Source organism: Kitasatospora sp. NPDC058190 (assembly GCF_042883685.1).
Classification (GTDB): domain Bacteria; phylum Actinomycetota; class Actinomycetes; order Streptomycetales; family Streptomycetaceae; genus Kitasatospora.
On record NZ_JBHVVI010000044.1, the window covers coordinates 37739 to 51996 of the forward strand.

The window sequence follows — 14258 nt, forward strand, 5'->3', positions numbered from 1 at the left end:
AGTTTCGACAATGCGGCGGCTGCCCGGAACGGGCCGTCGGAAACGCCACCGGGTCGCGGGAATCCTGGCCCTCCCCGTCGGGGTCCGGGGGCGGCGGTGGACAGTTGGTGGCGAGCCGACCGACCACGGTGTCGAGGTCAGTGCTCAGCCGCTGGGTCACCCGCGCGAGCAAGATCATCGCGGTGTGTGGGGTCACCCCGAACCGCTCCATGGTGATGCCGATCGCCAGCCCGGTGGCGCGCCGACGGTCGAGTAGGTCGGCGACCACAGAGCGGGTTTGGCCCGGCCGAGTTCGGCTACCCGCCCGGTGGCCGTCACGGCGCCGGTGGGAGTTGGTCGAGGTCGGCGAGGACGCGGCGCTGACCGTCCGTGCGGCCGGTCAGGGCCGCACGGTTCAGGGATTTCGTCCGCCGCTGTCGTCCGACGGCTTATGATCCCGCGAACGGTGCCGCCGCAGGTACCAGACCAGCAGGGCGACGGCGATGATCACGACGATCGCGATTGCGGCGACCCCTCCGACCGTTCCCTCCACGCTGGTGTAGGCCACTCCGGCGAAGTAACCGAGGAGGGTGAAGCCGATGCCCCAGGCAACCCCGCCGAGGGCGTTGTAGAAGAGGAACCGGCAGTACGGCATGCGGGACATCCCAGCCAGCGAGGGCACCAGCGGCCGGAGGAAAGCGATGAAACGGCCGACGAAGACGGCGGCCGGCCCACGCCGACGGATCAGATCCTGCACGGTGCCGACCTGCTTGGCATGGCGCCGCAGCGGACGGGTGCGAAGGAGTGCCCGACCAAGGTGACGGCCGACCTCATAGCCGGCGGAGTCGCCGAGGACGGCCGCGCAGACCACTACCAAGACCATCCAGCCGAGGGAGGCACCACCCTGATGGGCGATGAAGCCGCCGAGGACGGCGGCGGTCTCGCCGGGGATGAAGAAGCTGAAGAACAGGGCGTCCTCGGTGAAGACCATGCCGGCGATGACCGCGTACACGACCGGGCCGGACAGGCCGCGCAGCCAGTCGACGATCCAGTGCATCGGCCACACCTCGTCAGCTGACCGGCGCGCGCAGCCGGTAGACCGCGAAGGCCCGGCGGATGACCGGCTGGGCGACGTTGCGCACCCGGACGCCGGAGGCGGTGAGGCCGCGCTCGGTGCCGAGGTGCGCGTGGCCGTGGACGGCCAGGTCCGCCCCGCCCGCGTCGATCGCCTCGGCGAGCAAGTAGCTGCCCAGGAAGGGGTAGATCTCGGGCGGCTCCCCGGCCAGGGTGTCCGGCACCGGAGCGAAATGGGTCAGGGCGATCCGCAGGTCGCACCCCTCGGCCGCCAGCCGGTCGAGCGCGGTACGCAGACCGTCCGCGCACTGCCGACTGTGCCGGATGAAGGCCTTCATCTCGGGTTCCCCGAACTCGTTGCCGCTGCGGCCGGCGAATCCACCGCCGAAACCCTTCGTCCCGGCGACGCCGACCAGCCGGCCGTCCACCCGGACGACGGTCGACGTGCGTTCCAACACCTGCACCCCGTACGAGGTCAGGATCCGGGTGACCTCGTCCGGTCGACCGGCGTCGTAGTCGTGGTTACCGAGGACCGCGATCACCGGCACGGGCAGGCCGCCGACCTCCTCCCCCACAACCGCAGCCTCCTCCAGAGTCCCGTGCCGGGTGAGATCGCCGGCCAGCAGCAACAGGTCCGCCAGGTCCGCCACGGTGGCGAAAGCGGGCCGCAGCAGGCCGCGGCTGTCCGGGCCGAGGTGGACATCCCCGACAGCGGCGACCCGGATCACGGCAGGTCCTCCGCGCCGAGCGGTGGCCGGCCGTCGGCCAGGGCTATGTCGGTGTGCACCGTCAGGCCCGCCAGGACGTCGGCTACGATGCGCTCGACGGCGACCCGGCGCTCCTCGGTCGGCACGGTGCCGGACACGGTGACGTGGGCGCCGTGCAGTTCGATCCGCAGGCCGAGTTCGCCGGCCTCGTCGTCGGCCAGGCGGTCGCGCAGATGGGCGAGCCGGTACTCGGTGTCGTCGGCGCCGTTCATCGGACGGCCTCCTCGGGTTCGATCACCTGGAGCCGTTCAAGCAGGTAGAGGAAGGCGGCCGGCATCGGCGCGTCGCCGCGCTCTGCGCGTACGCGTTGCCAATCGACCTTCTCCCGCAGCGGCCGCACCACCGAGAGCACCGCCCCGAAGTCGCAGTGGTGCTCGGAGAAAGCCGCAAGCAGACTGCTGACCAGGTCGGTGGCGGGGAGCACCGGCATGTGCACGGAGTCCACCGGCAACACCTCCGCGCGGTCCAGCAGCTCCGAGGTCACCGGGCGTTCGGCGAGTTCGAGGATCAGGTCGATGTCCTGGCCCAGGCAGCGGGCCTTGATCAGCCAGTCCTCAGGCGGCAGGAACACCTGGAGTCCGGCCTCGCGCAGGGTGCGGGTGACGGCGTCGGCGTCCTCCTTGCGGATGCAGAAGTCGGCGTCGTGCTGGAGCCGCACGACGGCTCCGTGCGCGTAGACGGCGACCCCGCCAGCCAGGGCGAACGGGTGGTCCTTGGCCTTGAGCAGCGAGCCGATCCGCTTCGCCGCCTCCAGGATGGCCTGGGTCCGGTCGGGCGGCAGGCGCCCGGCGCCATCGCCGAGCGGCCAGTCGTCCGTCCGCAGGCGCGGCGACCGGGGCGGATCGGGTTGTTCGACGCGTTGGTCCATCGCGTCCTCCTCGGCCGTACGGTCCGTTCGGACGCTCCCACGGGTACCCCGGCGGCAGGAGTTCACGCGGGCGCGGGCTACTCGACCCGACCGGCGACCGAGCAGGTGTCGTCCTCGGTGTCAGCCGGGCTGAGCTCCAGCAGCCGGTCGAGGTAGGCCTCCAAGTCCGGGCCGGGGGCACCGACAGCGCGGAGTCAGCTGGTCCACGGACTCCTCGACCGGGCGGTCCCGGCGCTCCACCAGACCGTCGGTGTAGAGCAGCAGGACGTCCCCGAAAGCCAAGCGGATGGTTCGTTCCTCGAACCGGGCGTCGTCCAGCGCGCCGAGCAGCACGGCGTGCGGCAGCGGCAGCACCTCGGCGCCGTCCGGGCCGACCAGGATCGGCGGCAGGTGCCCGGCCCGGGCCCCAGCGTAGATCGCCGCCGGCCGGATCGAACAGCGCACACGACAGTGGCGGTGACCTGGCCGGACGCGCGCAGGGCTACCGGGTTCACCCACTTCAGCAGCCGTGCCGGGCCCGCCCCGGTGACGGCGGGGCCGCGCAGCGCGTGTCGCAGCGCCACCATCCCAGTGGCCGCACCGACGCCCGTGCCCGGCCACGTCCCCGACGGCCAGCAACCGCCCGGTTCCGCCACGTTCAGGGGGAGCGCCGCCGGTGCTCCCCTGCCCGAGGACGGCGCTTGCCGCCCTGCTCCCACTGTGCAACCGGCGAACGCAGGGTGACAGCCCAGACAGGGGTCAGTCCGGAGGCGGGCGAGCAGGCTGCGCTTCAGGTCGGCCAGCAGCTCGGCGGTGTCGCGGTGGACCTCGGCGGCGCCCGCGCCGAGGTCCACCCCGACGAAGCCACCGGTCTCCACCGCGATGCAGGCGACCCCGGCCCGGGCTGCCGCCGTCACATCCGAGACGGTGTCACCGACGAACACGGCGTGACCGGGCTCCGCGCCCGCGCGGTCCATGGCGGCCCGGACCAGATCGGCGCCGGTTGGTCGCCGCCGCGTCGGCGGCCGAGGTGGCCGCGGTGATCACGTCGTCCGCGTCGAGCGCCCGGCGCAGCACCGCGAGCTCCGGTTCGGAGGCCGAGCTGGCGAGGATGACCTGCCAGCACAGACGCGCAGCAGCTCGGCGGCGCGCGGCAACGGCTGGATGTGGGGCGAGAACCCGGGCGTAGAGGGCGTCGGTGGCGGTGGTGATCCCCTCGTCGTCTCCCGGGTCGCGGGCGGCCCCGAGCAGATAGTCGAGGAGTTGGTCGGCGCCCATGCCGACGGCCCGGTGGACCCGGGCGGTGGGAATGGTGCGGTCGTACTGCCGCAGGGCCTCCCACCAGGCGAGGGTGTGGAAGTACGCGGTGTCGAGCAGGGTGCCGTCGACGTCGAGGAGTGCTACCGCGGTCGTCATGGCCTCCTCCGTCCCGTCAGGCCGGCAGGGTGTCACGGATGGTGAACAGTTCGGCGGTGCCCGTCCGTTGGAGCATCCACCGGACCATCGGCCGGGGGCGGGCCAGATCGATGCGGCTGCCCTCCGCAGCTGCGCGGGCCTGGGCCCGGAGCAGGGTATTAAGGCCGGTGGAGTCGCAGAAGCCCAGCCCGGCGCAGTCGATCACCAGCACGGTGCCGGGCGGTCGCAACGCGTCGTCGAGCGCGCTCCGCAGGTCGTCGGCCGAGTCGCGGTCGAGCTCCCCGAGGAGGGTGAGCAGGGTGCCTTCGGCCCACGGCCTGCTCCGGGTGACGAGCCCGTCACGGGGTTCCGATAGCGGGCTGTTTGCCATGTCGGCTCCTTCCGTTCCGTCGGCCCGGCGCGTCATCCGGTGCGGTAGGCGGCGGCCAGGCGCAGCCCGTGGCCGGGCGCGCCGTCGGCGCCCCGCTCGATACGGACGTGGTCGTGGAATCCTCCAGGTGGCGGCAGTTGGGTACGGTCGCGGCAGCGTGGCCGTGCAGGCGGGCGGTGTAGTGGGCGGAGACGTCCAGGCCGTACGCCTGGGCGAGGGCGGCGGCGCGCAGCCAGCCGGTGAGGCCGTCGCAGCGGGTGGCGTCGGCCTGGAGGCAGTCGACGGCGGAGCATCCAGGCGAAGTAGGCCAGGTCGCAGCCGTACTCCCCCGCGGTGGCGTCAGGCGGGTCGGCGTCGCGTACGGCGCGCAGGCCGGTGAGGTTATCGGAGGAAACGGCTTCCTCGAACCGGGTGACGCCCTCGTCGGCGAGGGCGATGCTGATCCGGACGGCCTGTTTGCGCCGGTAGCCGCCGTTGGCGTCAGTGTAGAGCTCGACGAGGTCGCCGACGGCGGTACGGGCGGCGCGGACCCGTTTGAGGTCGCGGTGTTCGCGGGCGCCCCAGGACTCGCCGATCTTGACCTTGACGCGGGGATGCCCTGATCCTCGGTCCAGTGGCGCAGTTGGCGTTCCTGCTGTCCGGCGGAGTAGGTGGTGAAGCCGCCGCTGCCGTGCACGCGGACGGGCCAGGCGGCGCGCACCGAGCCCGCGGCGGCGGCCAGGGCGAGCGAGCGCTGGAAGTGCCCGGTGCGGATGTTGCGCAGGGCCAGGTCAATACTGCGTTGGACCAGGTCAACGATGGACATGGCGGCCTCCGAAGGAGGGCAGGAGTTCCTGGACCTTGGCCCTGAACCCCTGGCGGACCACGGCGGCGCGGTCCTCGTCCCCGCGCAGCCCGGACTCCGCAGCGGCCTGGATCTGCTCCCAGCTCGCGTGCGGCGGGATCGGCGGCACGGCCGGGTCGGTGCGCAGCTCCAGCACGAACGGCCGGTCGGCGGCCAGGGCGTGCCGCCAGCCGTCGGACACGTCTCCCCGGTCGACGGCACGCTCGGCGGCCAGGCCCAGGGTGCGACGGGCGAAGCCCGCGTAGTCGACGTCCGGCAGCTCCTGGGAGGGCCGGAAGCTCGGCGCGCCCTGCATGGCCCGCATCTCCCAGGTGACCTGATTGAGGTCGCGGTTGTTGAGCACCGCCACCACCAGCCGCGGGTCCTCCCACTGCCGCCAGTACTTGGCGACGGTGATCAGCTCGGCGAGGCCGTTCATCTGCATCGCGCCGTCACCGACGATGGCGATCGCCGGCCGGGCCGGGTGCGCGAACTTGGCACCGATCGCGTACGGCACGCCCGAGCCCATCGTGGCCAGGGTGCCGGACAGTGAGCCACGCATCCCGCCGCGGAAGCGCAGGTGACGGGCGTACCAGTTGGCGGCGGAGCCGGAGTCGGCGGCGACCATGGCGTCGTCGGGCAGAAGGTGGTCCAAGGCGTGGATCGCGTACTCGGGGTTGATCGGGAACGCCTCGACCTCCGCCCGCCGCTCCATGACCTCCCACCAGCGCTCCGTGTTGTCGCAGACAGTGCGCTGCCAGCTGCGGTCCTCCTTGCGGATCAGCAGCGGCAGCAGTGCGTCCAGCGTGCAGGCGGCGTCGCCGACGAGGTTGACCTCGTAGGGGTAGCGGAGCCCGACCATGAACGGGTCGAGGTCGATCTGCACGCCCCTGGCCTGACCGAACTCGGGCAGGAACTGGGTGTACGGAAAACTGGAGCCGACCGTGAGCAGGGTGTCGCAGTCGCGCATCAACTCGTAGGAGGGGCGGGTGCCGAGCAGGCCGATCGACCCGGTGACGTAGGGCAGGACATCGGGCAGCGCGTCCTTGCCGAGCAGCGCCTTGGCGACGCCAGCGCCGAGCCGTTCGGCCGTCTCCTGCACCTGCCGCCGGGCGTGCCGCGCGCCTTGGCCGACCAGCATCGCGACCTTGCGGCCCGAGTTGAGCACGTCGGCGGCCCGGCGCACCTCGTCCTCCTCGGGGACGACGGTCCAGTGCGGGGTGCCCAGGCTGGAGGGCACCATCTTGAAGGCGTGCTGCGGCGGGCTGTAGTCCAGCTCCTGGACGTCGGCGGGCACGATGACGGCGGTCGGCGTGCGCCGCGCGGCGGCGGTGCGCATCGCGCGGTCGACGACGTTGGGCAGCTGCTCAGGCACCGTCACCATTTGGCAGTACTCGGCAGCGACGTCCTTGAACAGGCTCAGCAGGTCGACTTCCTGCTGGTAGGAGCCGCCCATAGCGCTGCGGTCCGTCTGCCCCACCACGGCCACCACCGGAACATGGTCGAGCTTCGCGTCGTACAGCCCGTTCAGCAGATGGATCGCGCCCGGGCCCGAGGTCGCCGCGCACACCCCGGTGCGGCCGGAGAACTTGGCGTAACCGACGGCCTCGAACGCGGCCATCTCCTCGTGCCGGGCCTGGACGAACACCGGGTGGTTCTCGGCTCGGCCCCAAGCCGAGAGCAGCCCGTTGATGCCATCGCCGGGGTAGCCGAAGACATACTCGACGTCCCAGGCGCGCAGCCGCTCCAGAATGTGATCGGAAACTTTCGGGGACACGATGCTTCTCCTTCACGCCGACGGCCCCCCGCAGCGGTTATCCGCTACGGGGGGCCAGAAACATGGAAGTCAGACCGATTCCTCCAACTCGTCCCGCCAGCCCGGGGCGTCGCGGTCCTCCAGCTGCTCGCGCAGCCGGGCCAGGGTGGCGGTGAGCAGTCGGGAGACGTGCATCTGGGAGACGCCGATCCGGGCCGCGATCTGGGACTGCGTCCAGCCGTCCCAGAAGCGGAGCTTGAGGACAATCTGCTCGCGCCGCGGCAGTTCGGCGAGCAGCGGGCGTACGGCGGTGCGGAAGTCGGCGAGTTCGATGCCGGGGTCACAGCGGCCGAGGCGGTCCACCAGCGCGCTGCCGGACTCGTCGGTCTTCTGGTCGCGCAGCGCGTCTAGGGAGCTGGGGCGGTGGACCCGGCCGGCGACCAGTCCCTCGGTGGCCTGTTCGACGGTGATGTGGAGGTCCTCGGCGATCTCCTCGAGGTGTGGGAGGCGGCCGAGTTCCTGCTCCAGCCGGTCGGATCCGCGGGCCACCGTCACGTGCAGCTCCTGCATCCTGCGGGGCACCCGGACGGGCCAGGAGGTGTCGCGGAAGAAGCGCTTGATCTCCCCGGCGATGGTGGGGATGGCGTAGGTGACGAACTCGACGCCGCGGTCAGGATCGAAGCCGTCGACAGCCTTGATCAGGCCGATCGTGCCGACCTGGAGGATGTCCTCCATTCCCTCGGCGCGGTACCGGAAGCGGCCGGCGATGAAGCGGACCAGGGGCATGTTGAGCTCGATGATCGTGCCGCGCACATAGCTGTAGGCGTGCGTCTCCCGGGCGAGCCCGGCCAGGCGCCCGAACAGCGCGTCGCTGAGTTCACGCGCCTCGGTCTTGCCCATCGAGCGCAGTTCGGCCTCGGTGGGTCTCGGCGGAAGGTCGGGTGGGGTGCCCGAGGGGACGACGACGTCCCGGTCGCCGGGGTGAGCTGTTTCCAGGGAGGTGGACACCGGTCTCTCCAGATGTCGTCGGGGTGCCGGGCGGCCGATCGACCGCCATGACCGCCGCATGGATGTTCTACCCAACACGCGACATCGAATTCATGTTTCATACGATTTCTTGTGTTTTATCCGGGTATACGCATTCAGGCAACGACCTCGACCCTGAGAGGAGGGGGCGGTCATGCCCCGAGGATCCAGCCCCAAGCGGGAACGCCAGTACGAGCACATCAAGGAGAGCGCGCTCGATCGGGGAGAGAGCGAGAAGCGGGCCAAGGAGATCGCGGCCCGGACGGTCAATAAGGAACGCGCCCGGCACGGCGAGTCGAAGAGCAGGAGCCGCAGCTCGACCCATGACATGTCGTCGAGTCGCCGCGGCGGACAGCGCTCCCACAAGGGCGCCCAGGGCCCGACCTAAGACCACCAGGGCCCGAGCTACGACCAGCTGTACAACGAGGCCAAGCACCGCAACATCAAGGGCCGTTCGAAGATGAACAAGCGCCAACTGGCCCACGCGCTGGGCCGCTGAGGTTACCCCGACGAGCCCAACCGGCACTCCCGACGAAGGTGCGCCATGACCATTCCGACGCCCCCGGATCCGGACACCGAACCGATCCCCCACCCCAACCCGGCGCCGCGGCCGGGCGAGGAACCGGATCCGACGACGCCCCCGCCGCCCATTCCGCCGTTCCCCAGGCCCGAGCCCTACCCGGACCCCGATCCGGCACCGCCACCCGAACCGCACCCCGGACAGCGCTGACCGACCGTCAACTCACTGCTTCACTGCTCGTGAAGGTCGACAACGCGACGGTCGAGCGGGGATGGCACCTCCAGCCAGACCAGCTTCCCGCCGTCCTCGCGCACGCTGCCCCAAGCGCGGGAGAGCCGGTCGACCACCCGCAGGCCGTGCCCGCCCGGCCGGCCCGGGTCGACGGACGGACGCAGCCGTGGCGGCACCGGGCTGGCGTCGGCGACCTCCACCCGCAGCCGGGAGCCGTTCCAGTTCAGCCGCAGTTCACGCGGCCCGCCGGGGGCGTGCAGACAGGCGTTGGTGACCAGTTCCGAGACCATCAGCAGGACGTCCTCGGCGGCGGCCCGCTCCTCGTCGTCGACGGCGGGCAGCCAGCGCCAGGACCGCAGGGCCTCCCGGCTGAACTCACGGCTGCGTTGAACCGCGCCCTCGCTGCCGGGGAACGCGAGCCGCTTCGTCTCCCCGGCGGCTGCTGGTGCTCGCCCGGAGCGGTGCGTGCTGGGTCCTCTCATGTCCATTCGGGGCTTCCGCCCTTATCCCTTTCGCCCCCGTCCGCGGACGGTCCGCCGGCCGAGTTCAGCGCCGACTTGAGATCGGGGTGGATCCGCAGCACGCCATCAACCCCGAACACCCGCGCCACGATCGGGCGCAGACCCGCGAGTTCCAGGCGCAGCCTGGCGGCCTCGGTCTCAATCCGGGCACGCAGCAGGATGTTCAGGCCCGCGGAGTTGCAGAATCGCAGGTCCGCCAGGTCGACCACGATCCGCTCGATGCCGTCGTCACCGGGGCGGGAAAGCGCGGTGCGCAGCCCATCCGCCGAGTCGTGGTCCAGCTCTCCGGTGACGGTGACGATCCACACCGGTCCCTTGCGGCCCACCGCGACGCGCAGACCCTTGCTGTCCTGCTCCCCCTCAGCGCTGGCGGGATCTTCGGCTGGCCGTTGCATGGCGCGCCCCCTGACCGGCGGGGATGGCGACGTGCCGTCCCGACCATCATGCCGCGCGGCACGGACAATCGGGTATTCAAGGGCCGTCGTCCCGGGTGCGGCCGGGCACACCACTTGATCCTCGTCCATGCCCCGCGTTTGCCCACGACCATCGTGGCTACACGCGCCCACATACAGAAGGCGGAGGCGATCACCATGACGCCGGTCCGCTCCCGCTGGATGAACGAGGCCCGCGAGCACAGTGCCCAGCTGTGGGCCTCCCAGCACCACGGCCTGCTCGCCACCGGCGGGGTGGTGCTCCTCGGGGCCGCCGCCCGCGCGCTCACCCGGGGGCGGTGAGCGGCGGCGCACCGGACGACGAATCTTGAGGCGGGCGCCGCGATGGACCCGACGGAGGCGCTTCAACGGATCGCCTTCCTCCTGGAGTGGAACGACGCGTCGACCTGCCGCGTCCGCGCCTTCCAGACCGCGGCCGACGCGGTCCGCACCCTGCCGCCCGGTCCGGTGGACGCCGACCGGGCCAACCGCCTGCGGGGCGGTGAGCGGTCACGAGCATTTGTCGGGAGGTCACGGCCAGGACTCCCATGGAGCCGTCGTCGTGCCAGGTGCTCGGGGCGGCGCCCGAGGCAGGGTGTTCGTGATCGTCCTAGAATCCATCTCATTTGGATGGTTGGGCGTGATGATCGTGGAGCGCCTGGCCGGACGAGTTGTGGGAGCTGTTCCAGTTGGTGGTGCCTGCGGCGCCGACCCGCCCGCAGGGTCGTGGGCAGCGCCGATACCTCGGGGTACCTGAGCTCAGCTGCCGCCCTGTTTCGGCCCGTCCGGTCCTACCGCCCACCGGGCGCTTCACCGAGTGGAGCAAGGCCCGGGTCTGGGCCAAGCTCCATCGGGTCGTCCTGGACGAGCTCGGCGCGGGGCGAACTGGACTGGTCGAGGTGCGCGGTCGACTCGGTGAACATGAGAGCCCTCAAAAAAGGGGAGCTGACAGGTCCGAATCCTGGTACGGGTCGAAGATCCGCCTGCTCACCAAACGCACCGGTTTACCCCTGTCGCTCGCGATCTCCGCGGCCAACGTCCACGGCAGCCAGGCCCTGATCCCGCTCGTCGCAAGGCCGACCACTTCGCCGTCTTCACCAGCATCGCAGTACCCCTCATCTGCACTCGGAGGCTCTCCAAATGAGATGACTTCTTACAGCCCGCGCGTCGCGCGGTCAGTGACCGAGCAGGTGCCGAATCCGGCCCCTCCGCGAGGGCTGGACCGGTGTTGCAGCGACGGCCCGATCGCCTTGTCGGGCGGCCCGTTCCTCCGGCGGCGCCGCCTCGCCGGCCTCCGGCGCGGCGGGTCGTGCGGATATCGGCGGCGGCACCGTTCCGGCCTCGCGGTAGACCGTCGGTCGCGTGCCCACGACCCAGGCCCGCCGGGCCAGCGACATCACGGCCACGCCCAGGCAGAAGATCAGCGCAAGTGCCACTCCGGACAGGAAGACGCCCAGGGTGTTGAGCGTCACCAGGTGGTTGCCCAGGATCGTCACCTGGTACTCGGGCCCACCGGCGAGGTTGTCCGCGATCAGCAGCCCGACGAAGGCCCCGGATGCCGCCATCAGCAGAAGTCCTAGCAACAACATGGTGGAGTCCTTTCCGTTCCGGTTCGACCGCCCCCGCCGTCTCGCGCGTACCCGGACCAGTCCGCCCCTAACGCTCTCCGCCGCCGGACCGTTCGTCCGGTCCGTGCAGCCGGTAGACCGCGAACGCGCGACCGATGACCGGCTGGGCCACGTTGTGGCCTCGGCGATCGCCTCGGCGAGGTGGTGGCTACCGAGGAACAGGGAGATCTCGGGCGGCTCCCTGGCCAGCGCGTCCAACACCAGGGCGAAGTGCGTCAGCGCGATCCTCACGTCGCAGCCCTCAGCCGCCATCCCTTTCCAGCGCGCTCCGCCGTCCGCACACCGCCAGTGTGTCGGATGAAGGCCTTCGTCTCGGGCTCGCCGAACTCGCCGCCTCCTGCCGGCGAACCCGCCCGCCGCCGAAACCCTTCGTACCGGCCACGCCGACCAGCCGCCGGTCCGCCCGGACCACGGTCGCGCTGCGTTCCAGCACCTGGACCCCGTGGGCGGGCAGTACCTCGTCCGTCCGGTCGGCATCGTTGTCGTGGTCGCCGAGGACGGCGATCACCGGAACGGGCAGACCGGCGACCTCCACCCCACCGCCGCCTCCTCGAGGTCCCGTGCCAGGTGAGGTCGCCGGCCAGCAGCAACAGGTCGGCCTGGTCGGCGAGGATGGCGAAGGCAGGCCGCAGGAGTCCCGGCAGGTCCTCCGCGCCGGCCCGGGGGACAGTCGTCAGCCACGGCGATGGACCTTCCACCCGAAGTGGACACCCCAGACACTGGATCACGGAGATCCAGAGGAAGAGGAGTCCCCCTGTGGTGATGAAGGTGTACTCGCCGGAGTTCAAGGCGGACGCCGTGGCGCTGTACCTATCGGAGCCGGGGCGCACGATTCGCTCCGTCGCCGATGATCTCGGGGTCAACCACGAGACCCTGAAGAACTGGATCAGCGCCCACCGTGCCCGGGGCCGGGAGGATGCCGAGAGCGTTCCGGCTTTCGGTTCGGGCGCCCCGGTAGGCTCCGGCACCGTGTTGGAGCAAGAGAACAAGCAGCTCAGGGCCCGGATACGGGAGCTTGAGCTGGAGCGGGACATCCTGCGCCGGGCGGCGAAGTATTTCGCCGGGGAGACGAACTGGTGATGAGTCGCTTCCAGTTCGTTGAGGACCATCGAGACGCCTTCGGGGTGAAGCGGCTGTGCCGGGTGCTGGAGGTTTCCCGGTCCGGGTTCTACCGGTGGCTGGCCGCCGCGCCGGCCCGTGAGGCCCGCAGACAGGCCGATGACGAGCTCGCCGATCGGATCCGCGCGATCCATGCCGAGACGGACGGCACCTACGGCAGCCCGCGGGTGACCGCCGAGCTGCGACATGCCGGGTGCCGGGTCAACCGCAAGCGCGTCGAGCGGGTGATGCGCGAGCGGGGCATCGTCGGCGTGCACCTGCGCAAGAAGGTCCGCACCACCGTCCCCGAGCCTTCGGCGGTGCCGGTTCCGGACCTGCTGGGACGCGACTTCACCGCCGCTCAGCCGAACACCCGCTACGTCGGGGACATCACCTATCTCCCGGTCGGTGACGGGCAATTCCTCTACTTGGCAACGGTGTTGGACCTGTGCTCCAAGCGCCTGGTGGGCTGGTCGATCGCAGATCACATGCGGACCGAGCTGGTCACGGACGCGCTCAAGGCGGCGGCCGCCGCCCGGGGCGGAAGCCTGGACGGCGCGATCTTCCACAGCGACAACGGGCAGTACGTGTCGAAGGAATTCGCCGACATCTGCCGGGAGTTGGGCGTCACCAGGAGCCGCGGCGCGGTCGGAACGAGCGCGGACAACGCCGCCGCCGAGGCGTTCAACTCCACGCTGAAACGGGAGACCCTCCAAGGCGCGAAGCGCTGGCCCGAAGCCCCGCGCCGCCCGCCTGGCGGTTTTCCGCTGGATCACCCGCTACAACACCCGCAGGAGGCACTCCGCGCTGAACTACCTCAGCCCGATCGAGTTCGAACAACGATCAGTTACGCTGGCACTCGCCGCATAGCACTGGTGTCCACACCTCGGAGGGAGCCCCCGATGTCGGTGCGGACCCGTCAGGTCCGCCAAGGCGTCGCTCACGATGCGCCCGACGGATGCTCGGCGTTAGAGACTCGACCAGGTACTTGACTGGCCGACCAGATCATCGATCCAGCGGCGCGGGAAGGGAATGGCGGTAGGTCCGGTGCCTGTACTGAGCCACTGGCAGCGCCACGAGGCCGACCAGTGCCCTGACTGGCGCCAGGGCCAGAAGACCGCCCAGATACGCCCATGGGCCGTGCGAGCGCATCAGTAGCCTCGCGCACGCCTCCACGCCCGAATACAGCCTTCCCCTGGGTGTGACCCACAGCAGATGATGCCGGCACCGGGCGGGCGTCATCACACCCCACCCGCCAAGCCATTTGTCAAGTGCCGGCAGATCCGCGATCTGGAAGGCCATCGCTTCCCATCCGCCCGCGGACCGACTCGCTCCCGGGGAACGCATCGCCCACCGGACCCATTTCGAGCACCACGGACAGTCCCCATCAAAGATCAGCAACGGATCCCGGAACCATTACCCATGCCTTCATTCTTCCCCCCTGGCCGCCCCCGCGCCGCCCGGCTTGACCCAAGTGGGTCGTGGGTCGACGGCCACCTCGCGCTAAATTCCATAGATTTTCGGGCATGAGTGTGCCGATACGGGGCAGACGCAGCACAAGAATCCGAGTTCATGAGGAGGATGGTCATGGGCGCAGGTAAGAAGATGGAACACACGGCAAAGACCGTTAAGGGCAAGGTCAAGGAAGCTGCCGGCAAGGCCGTCGGAAACGAGACCCTCACGGCCAAGGGCAAAGCCGAGCAGGTCAAGGGTGACATGCTCCAAGCCGGCCAGAAGGCAAAGGATGCCCTCAAGCACTGACCAGACACTG

The 14258-nt window shown here is 70.6% G+C and carries 14 protein-coding genes and 6 pseudogenes; 5 read left to right on the forward strand and 15 right to left on the reverse strand.

Going from position 1 to position 14258, the window contains the following annotated elements; translation table 11 throughout:
* Positions 1-394 precede the first annotated feature (394 nt).
* The 11 genes and pseudogenes from ACFVWU_RS21035 to ACFVWU_RS21085 all read right to left on the reverse strand — a co-directional run bounded on the left by ACFVWU_RS21035 (position 395) and on the right by ACFVWU_RS21085 (position 8040).
* Entirely contained in the window at positions 395-1036 is a 642-nt protein-coding gene (locus tag ACFVWU_RS21035) for a DedA family protein (protein ID WP_387623035.1), read from the reverse strand.
* Between the two features lie 13 nt (positions 1037-1049).
* The gene (locus ACFVWU_RS21040; protein WP_387623038.1) at positions 1050-1781 is read right to left on the reverse strand and encodes a metallophosphoesterase; all 732 of its coding nucleotides are present in this window, start codon (positions 1779-1781) and stop codon (positions 1050-1052) included.
* On the reverse strand, positions 1778-2032 hold the full coding sequence (locus tag ACFVWU_RS21045; protein ID WP_387623041.1) for a BON domain-containing protein: 255 nt from the start codon (positions 2030-2032) through the stop codon (positions 1778-1780). The genes ACFVWU_RS21040 and ACFVWU_RS21045 overlap by 4 nt, the downstream gene beginning before the upstream one ends.
* Positions 2029-2688, reverse strand: a complete 660-nt coding sequence (locus ACFVWU_RS21050; RefSeq protein ID WP_387623044.1) for a nucleotidyltransferase domain-containing protein — start codon at positions 2686-2688, stop codon at positions 2029-2031. The genes ACFVWU_RS21045 and ACFVWU_RS21050 overlap by 4 nt, the downstream gene beginning before the upstream one ends.
* Before the next feature lie 120 nt (positions 2689-2808).
* Positions 2809-3132, reverse strand: a complete 324-nt coding sequence (locus ACFVWU_RS21055; RefSeq protein WP_387623047.1) for a SpoIIE family protein phosphatase — start codon at positions 3130-3132, stop codon at positions 2809-2811.
* A gap of 428 nt (positions 3133-3560) precedes the next feature.
* Positions 3561-3611, reverse strand: a pseudogene (locus ACFVWU_RS21060) (hypothetical protein); the annotation flags it as partial.
* A complete protein-coding gene (locus tag ACFVWU_RS21065) occupies positions 3598-4083 on the reverse strand; it encodes an HAD family hydrolase (RefSeq protein ID WP_387623049.1) in 486 nt (161 codons plus the stop codon). The gene ACFVWU_RS21065 and the pseudogene ACFVWU_RS21060, both read right to left, overlap by 14 nt.
* Positions 4084-4099: 16 nt before the next feature.
* Positions 4100-4453, reverse strand: a complete 354-nt coding sequence (locus tag ACFVWU_RS21070; protein ID WP_387623052.1) for an STAS domain-containing protein — start codon at positions 4451-4453, stop codon at positions 4100-4102.
* Positions 4422-5142, reverse strand: a pseudogene (locus ACFVWU_RS21075) (enolase C-terminal domain-like protein). The gene ACFVWU_RS21070 and the pseudogene ACFVWU_RS21075 overlap by 32 nt, the downstream one beginning before the upstream one ends.
* 102 nt (positions 5143-5244) lie before the next feature.
* The gene (locus ACFVWU_RS21080; protein WP_387623055.1) at positions 5245-7053 is read right to left on the reverse strand and encodes a thiamine pyrophosphate-requiring protein; all 1809 of its coding nucleotides are present in this window, start codon (positions 7051-7053) and stop codon (positions 5245-5247) included.
* 69 nt (positions 7054-7122) lie between these two features.
* Positions 7123-8040 (reverse strand): SigB/SigF/SigG family RNA polymerase sigma factor, encoded by a 918-nt coding sequence (locus ACFVWU_RS21085; RefSeq protein ID WP_387623058.1) that lies wholly within the window; start codon positions 8038-8040, stop codon positions 7123-7125.
* A 172-nt stretch (positions 8041-8212) separates the two neighbouring features.
* Here ACFVWU_RS21085 and ACFVWU_RS21090 point away from each other — a divergent pair.
* Positions 8213-8557: pseudogene (locus tag ACFVWU_RS21090) on the forward strand (plasmid stabilization protein).
* A gap of 251 nt (positions 8558-8808) precedes the next feature.
* On the opposite strand, the gene ACFVWU_RS21095 reads toward ACFVWU_RS21090, so the two are convergent.
* A complete protein-coding gene (locus ACFVWU_RS21095; protein WP_387623061.1) occupies positions 8809-9297 on the reverse strand; it encodes an ATP-binding protein in 489 nt (162 codons plus the stop codon).
* Entirely contained in the window at positions 9288-9854 is a 567-nt protein-coding gene (locus ACFVWU_RS21100) for an STAS domain-containing protein (RefSeq protein ID WP_387623064.1), read from the reverse strand. The genes ACFVWU_RS21095 and ACFVWU_RS21100 overlap by 10 nt, the downstream gene beginning before the upstream one ends.
* Before the next feature lie 9 nt (positions 9855-9863).
* On the opposite strand from ACFVWU_RS21100, the gene ACFVWU_RS21105 reads away from it, so the two are divergent.
* Together ACFVWU_RS21105 and ACFVWU_RS21110 are read left to right on the forward strand one after the other, a co-directional pair.
* Positions 9864-10064, forward strand: a complete 201-nt coding sequence (locus tag ACFVWU_RS21105; RefSeq protein ID WP_387623067.1) for a hypothetical protein — start codon at positions 9864-9866, stop codon at positions 10062-10064.
* Between the two features lie 368 nt (positions 10065-10432).
* Positions 10433-10891 (forward strand): annotated as a pseudogene (locus ACFVWU_RS21110) (IS5/IS1182 family transposase); the annotation flags it as partial.
* Positions 10892-11417: 526 nt separating this feature from the next.
* Here ACFVWU_RS21110 and ACFVWU_RS21115 read toward each other — a convergent pair.
* Positions 11418-12066: pseudogene (locus tag ACFVWU_RS21115) on the reverse strand (metallophosphoesterase).
* 79 nt (positions 12067-12145) lie between these two features.
* Here ACFVWU_RS21115 and ACFVWU_RS21120 point away from each other — a divergent pair.
* Positions 12146-13357, forward strand: a pseudogene (locus tag ACFVWU_RS21120) (IS3 family transposase).
* A 135-nt stretch (positions 13358-13492) separates the two neighbouring features.
* Here the strand turns inward: ACFVWU_RS21120 and ACFVWU_RS21125 are convergent.
* Complete coding sequence (locus ACFVWU_RS21125) at positions 13493-13888, reverse strand: thiol-disulfide oxidoreductase DCC family protein (RefSeq protein ID WP_387623070.1); 396 nt, start codon at positions 13886-13888, stop codon at positions 13493-13495.
* Positions 13889-14074: 186 nt separating this feature from the next.
* Here ACFVWU_RS21125 and ACFVWU_RS21130 point away from each other — a divergent pair, with 186 nt between their 5' ends.
* Positions 14075-14248 (forward strand): CsbD family protein, encoded by a 174-nt coding sequence (locus tag ACFVWU_RS21130; RefSeq protein ID WP_387623073.1) that lies wholly within the window; start codon positions 14075-14077, stop codon positions 14246-14248.
* Positions 14249-14258 lie beyond the last annotated feature (10 nt).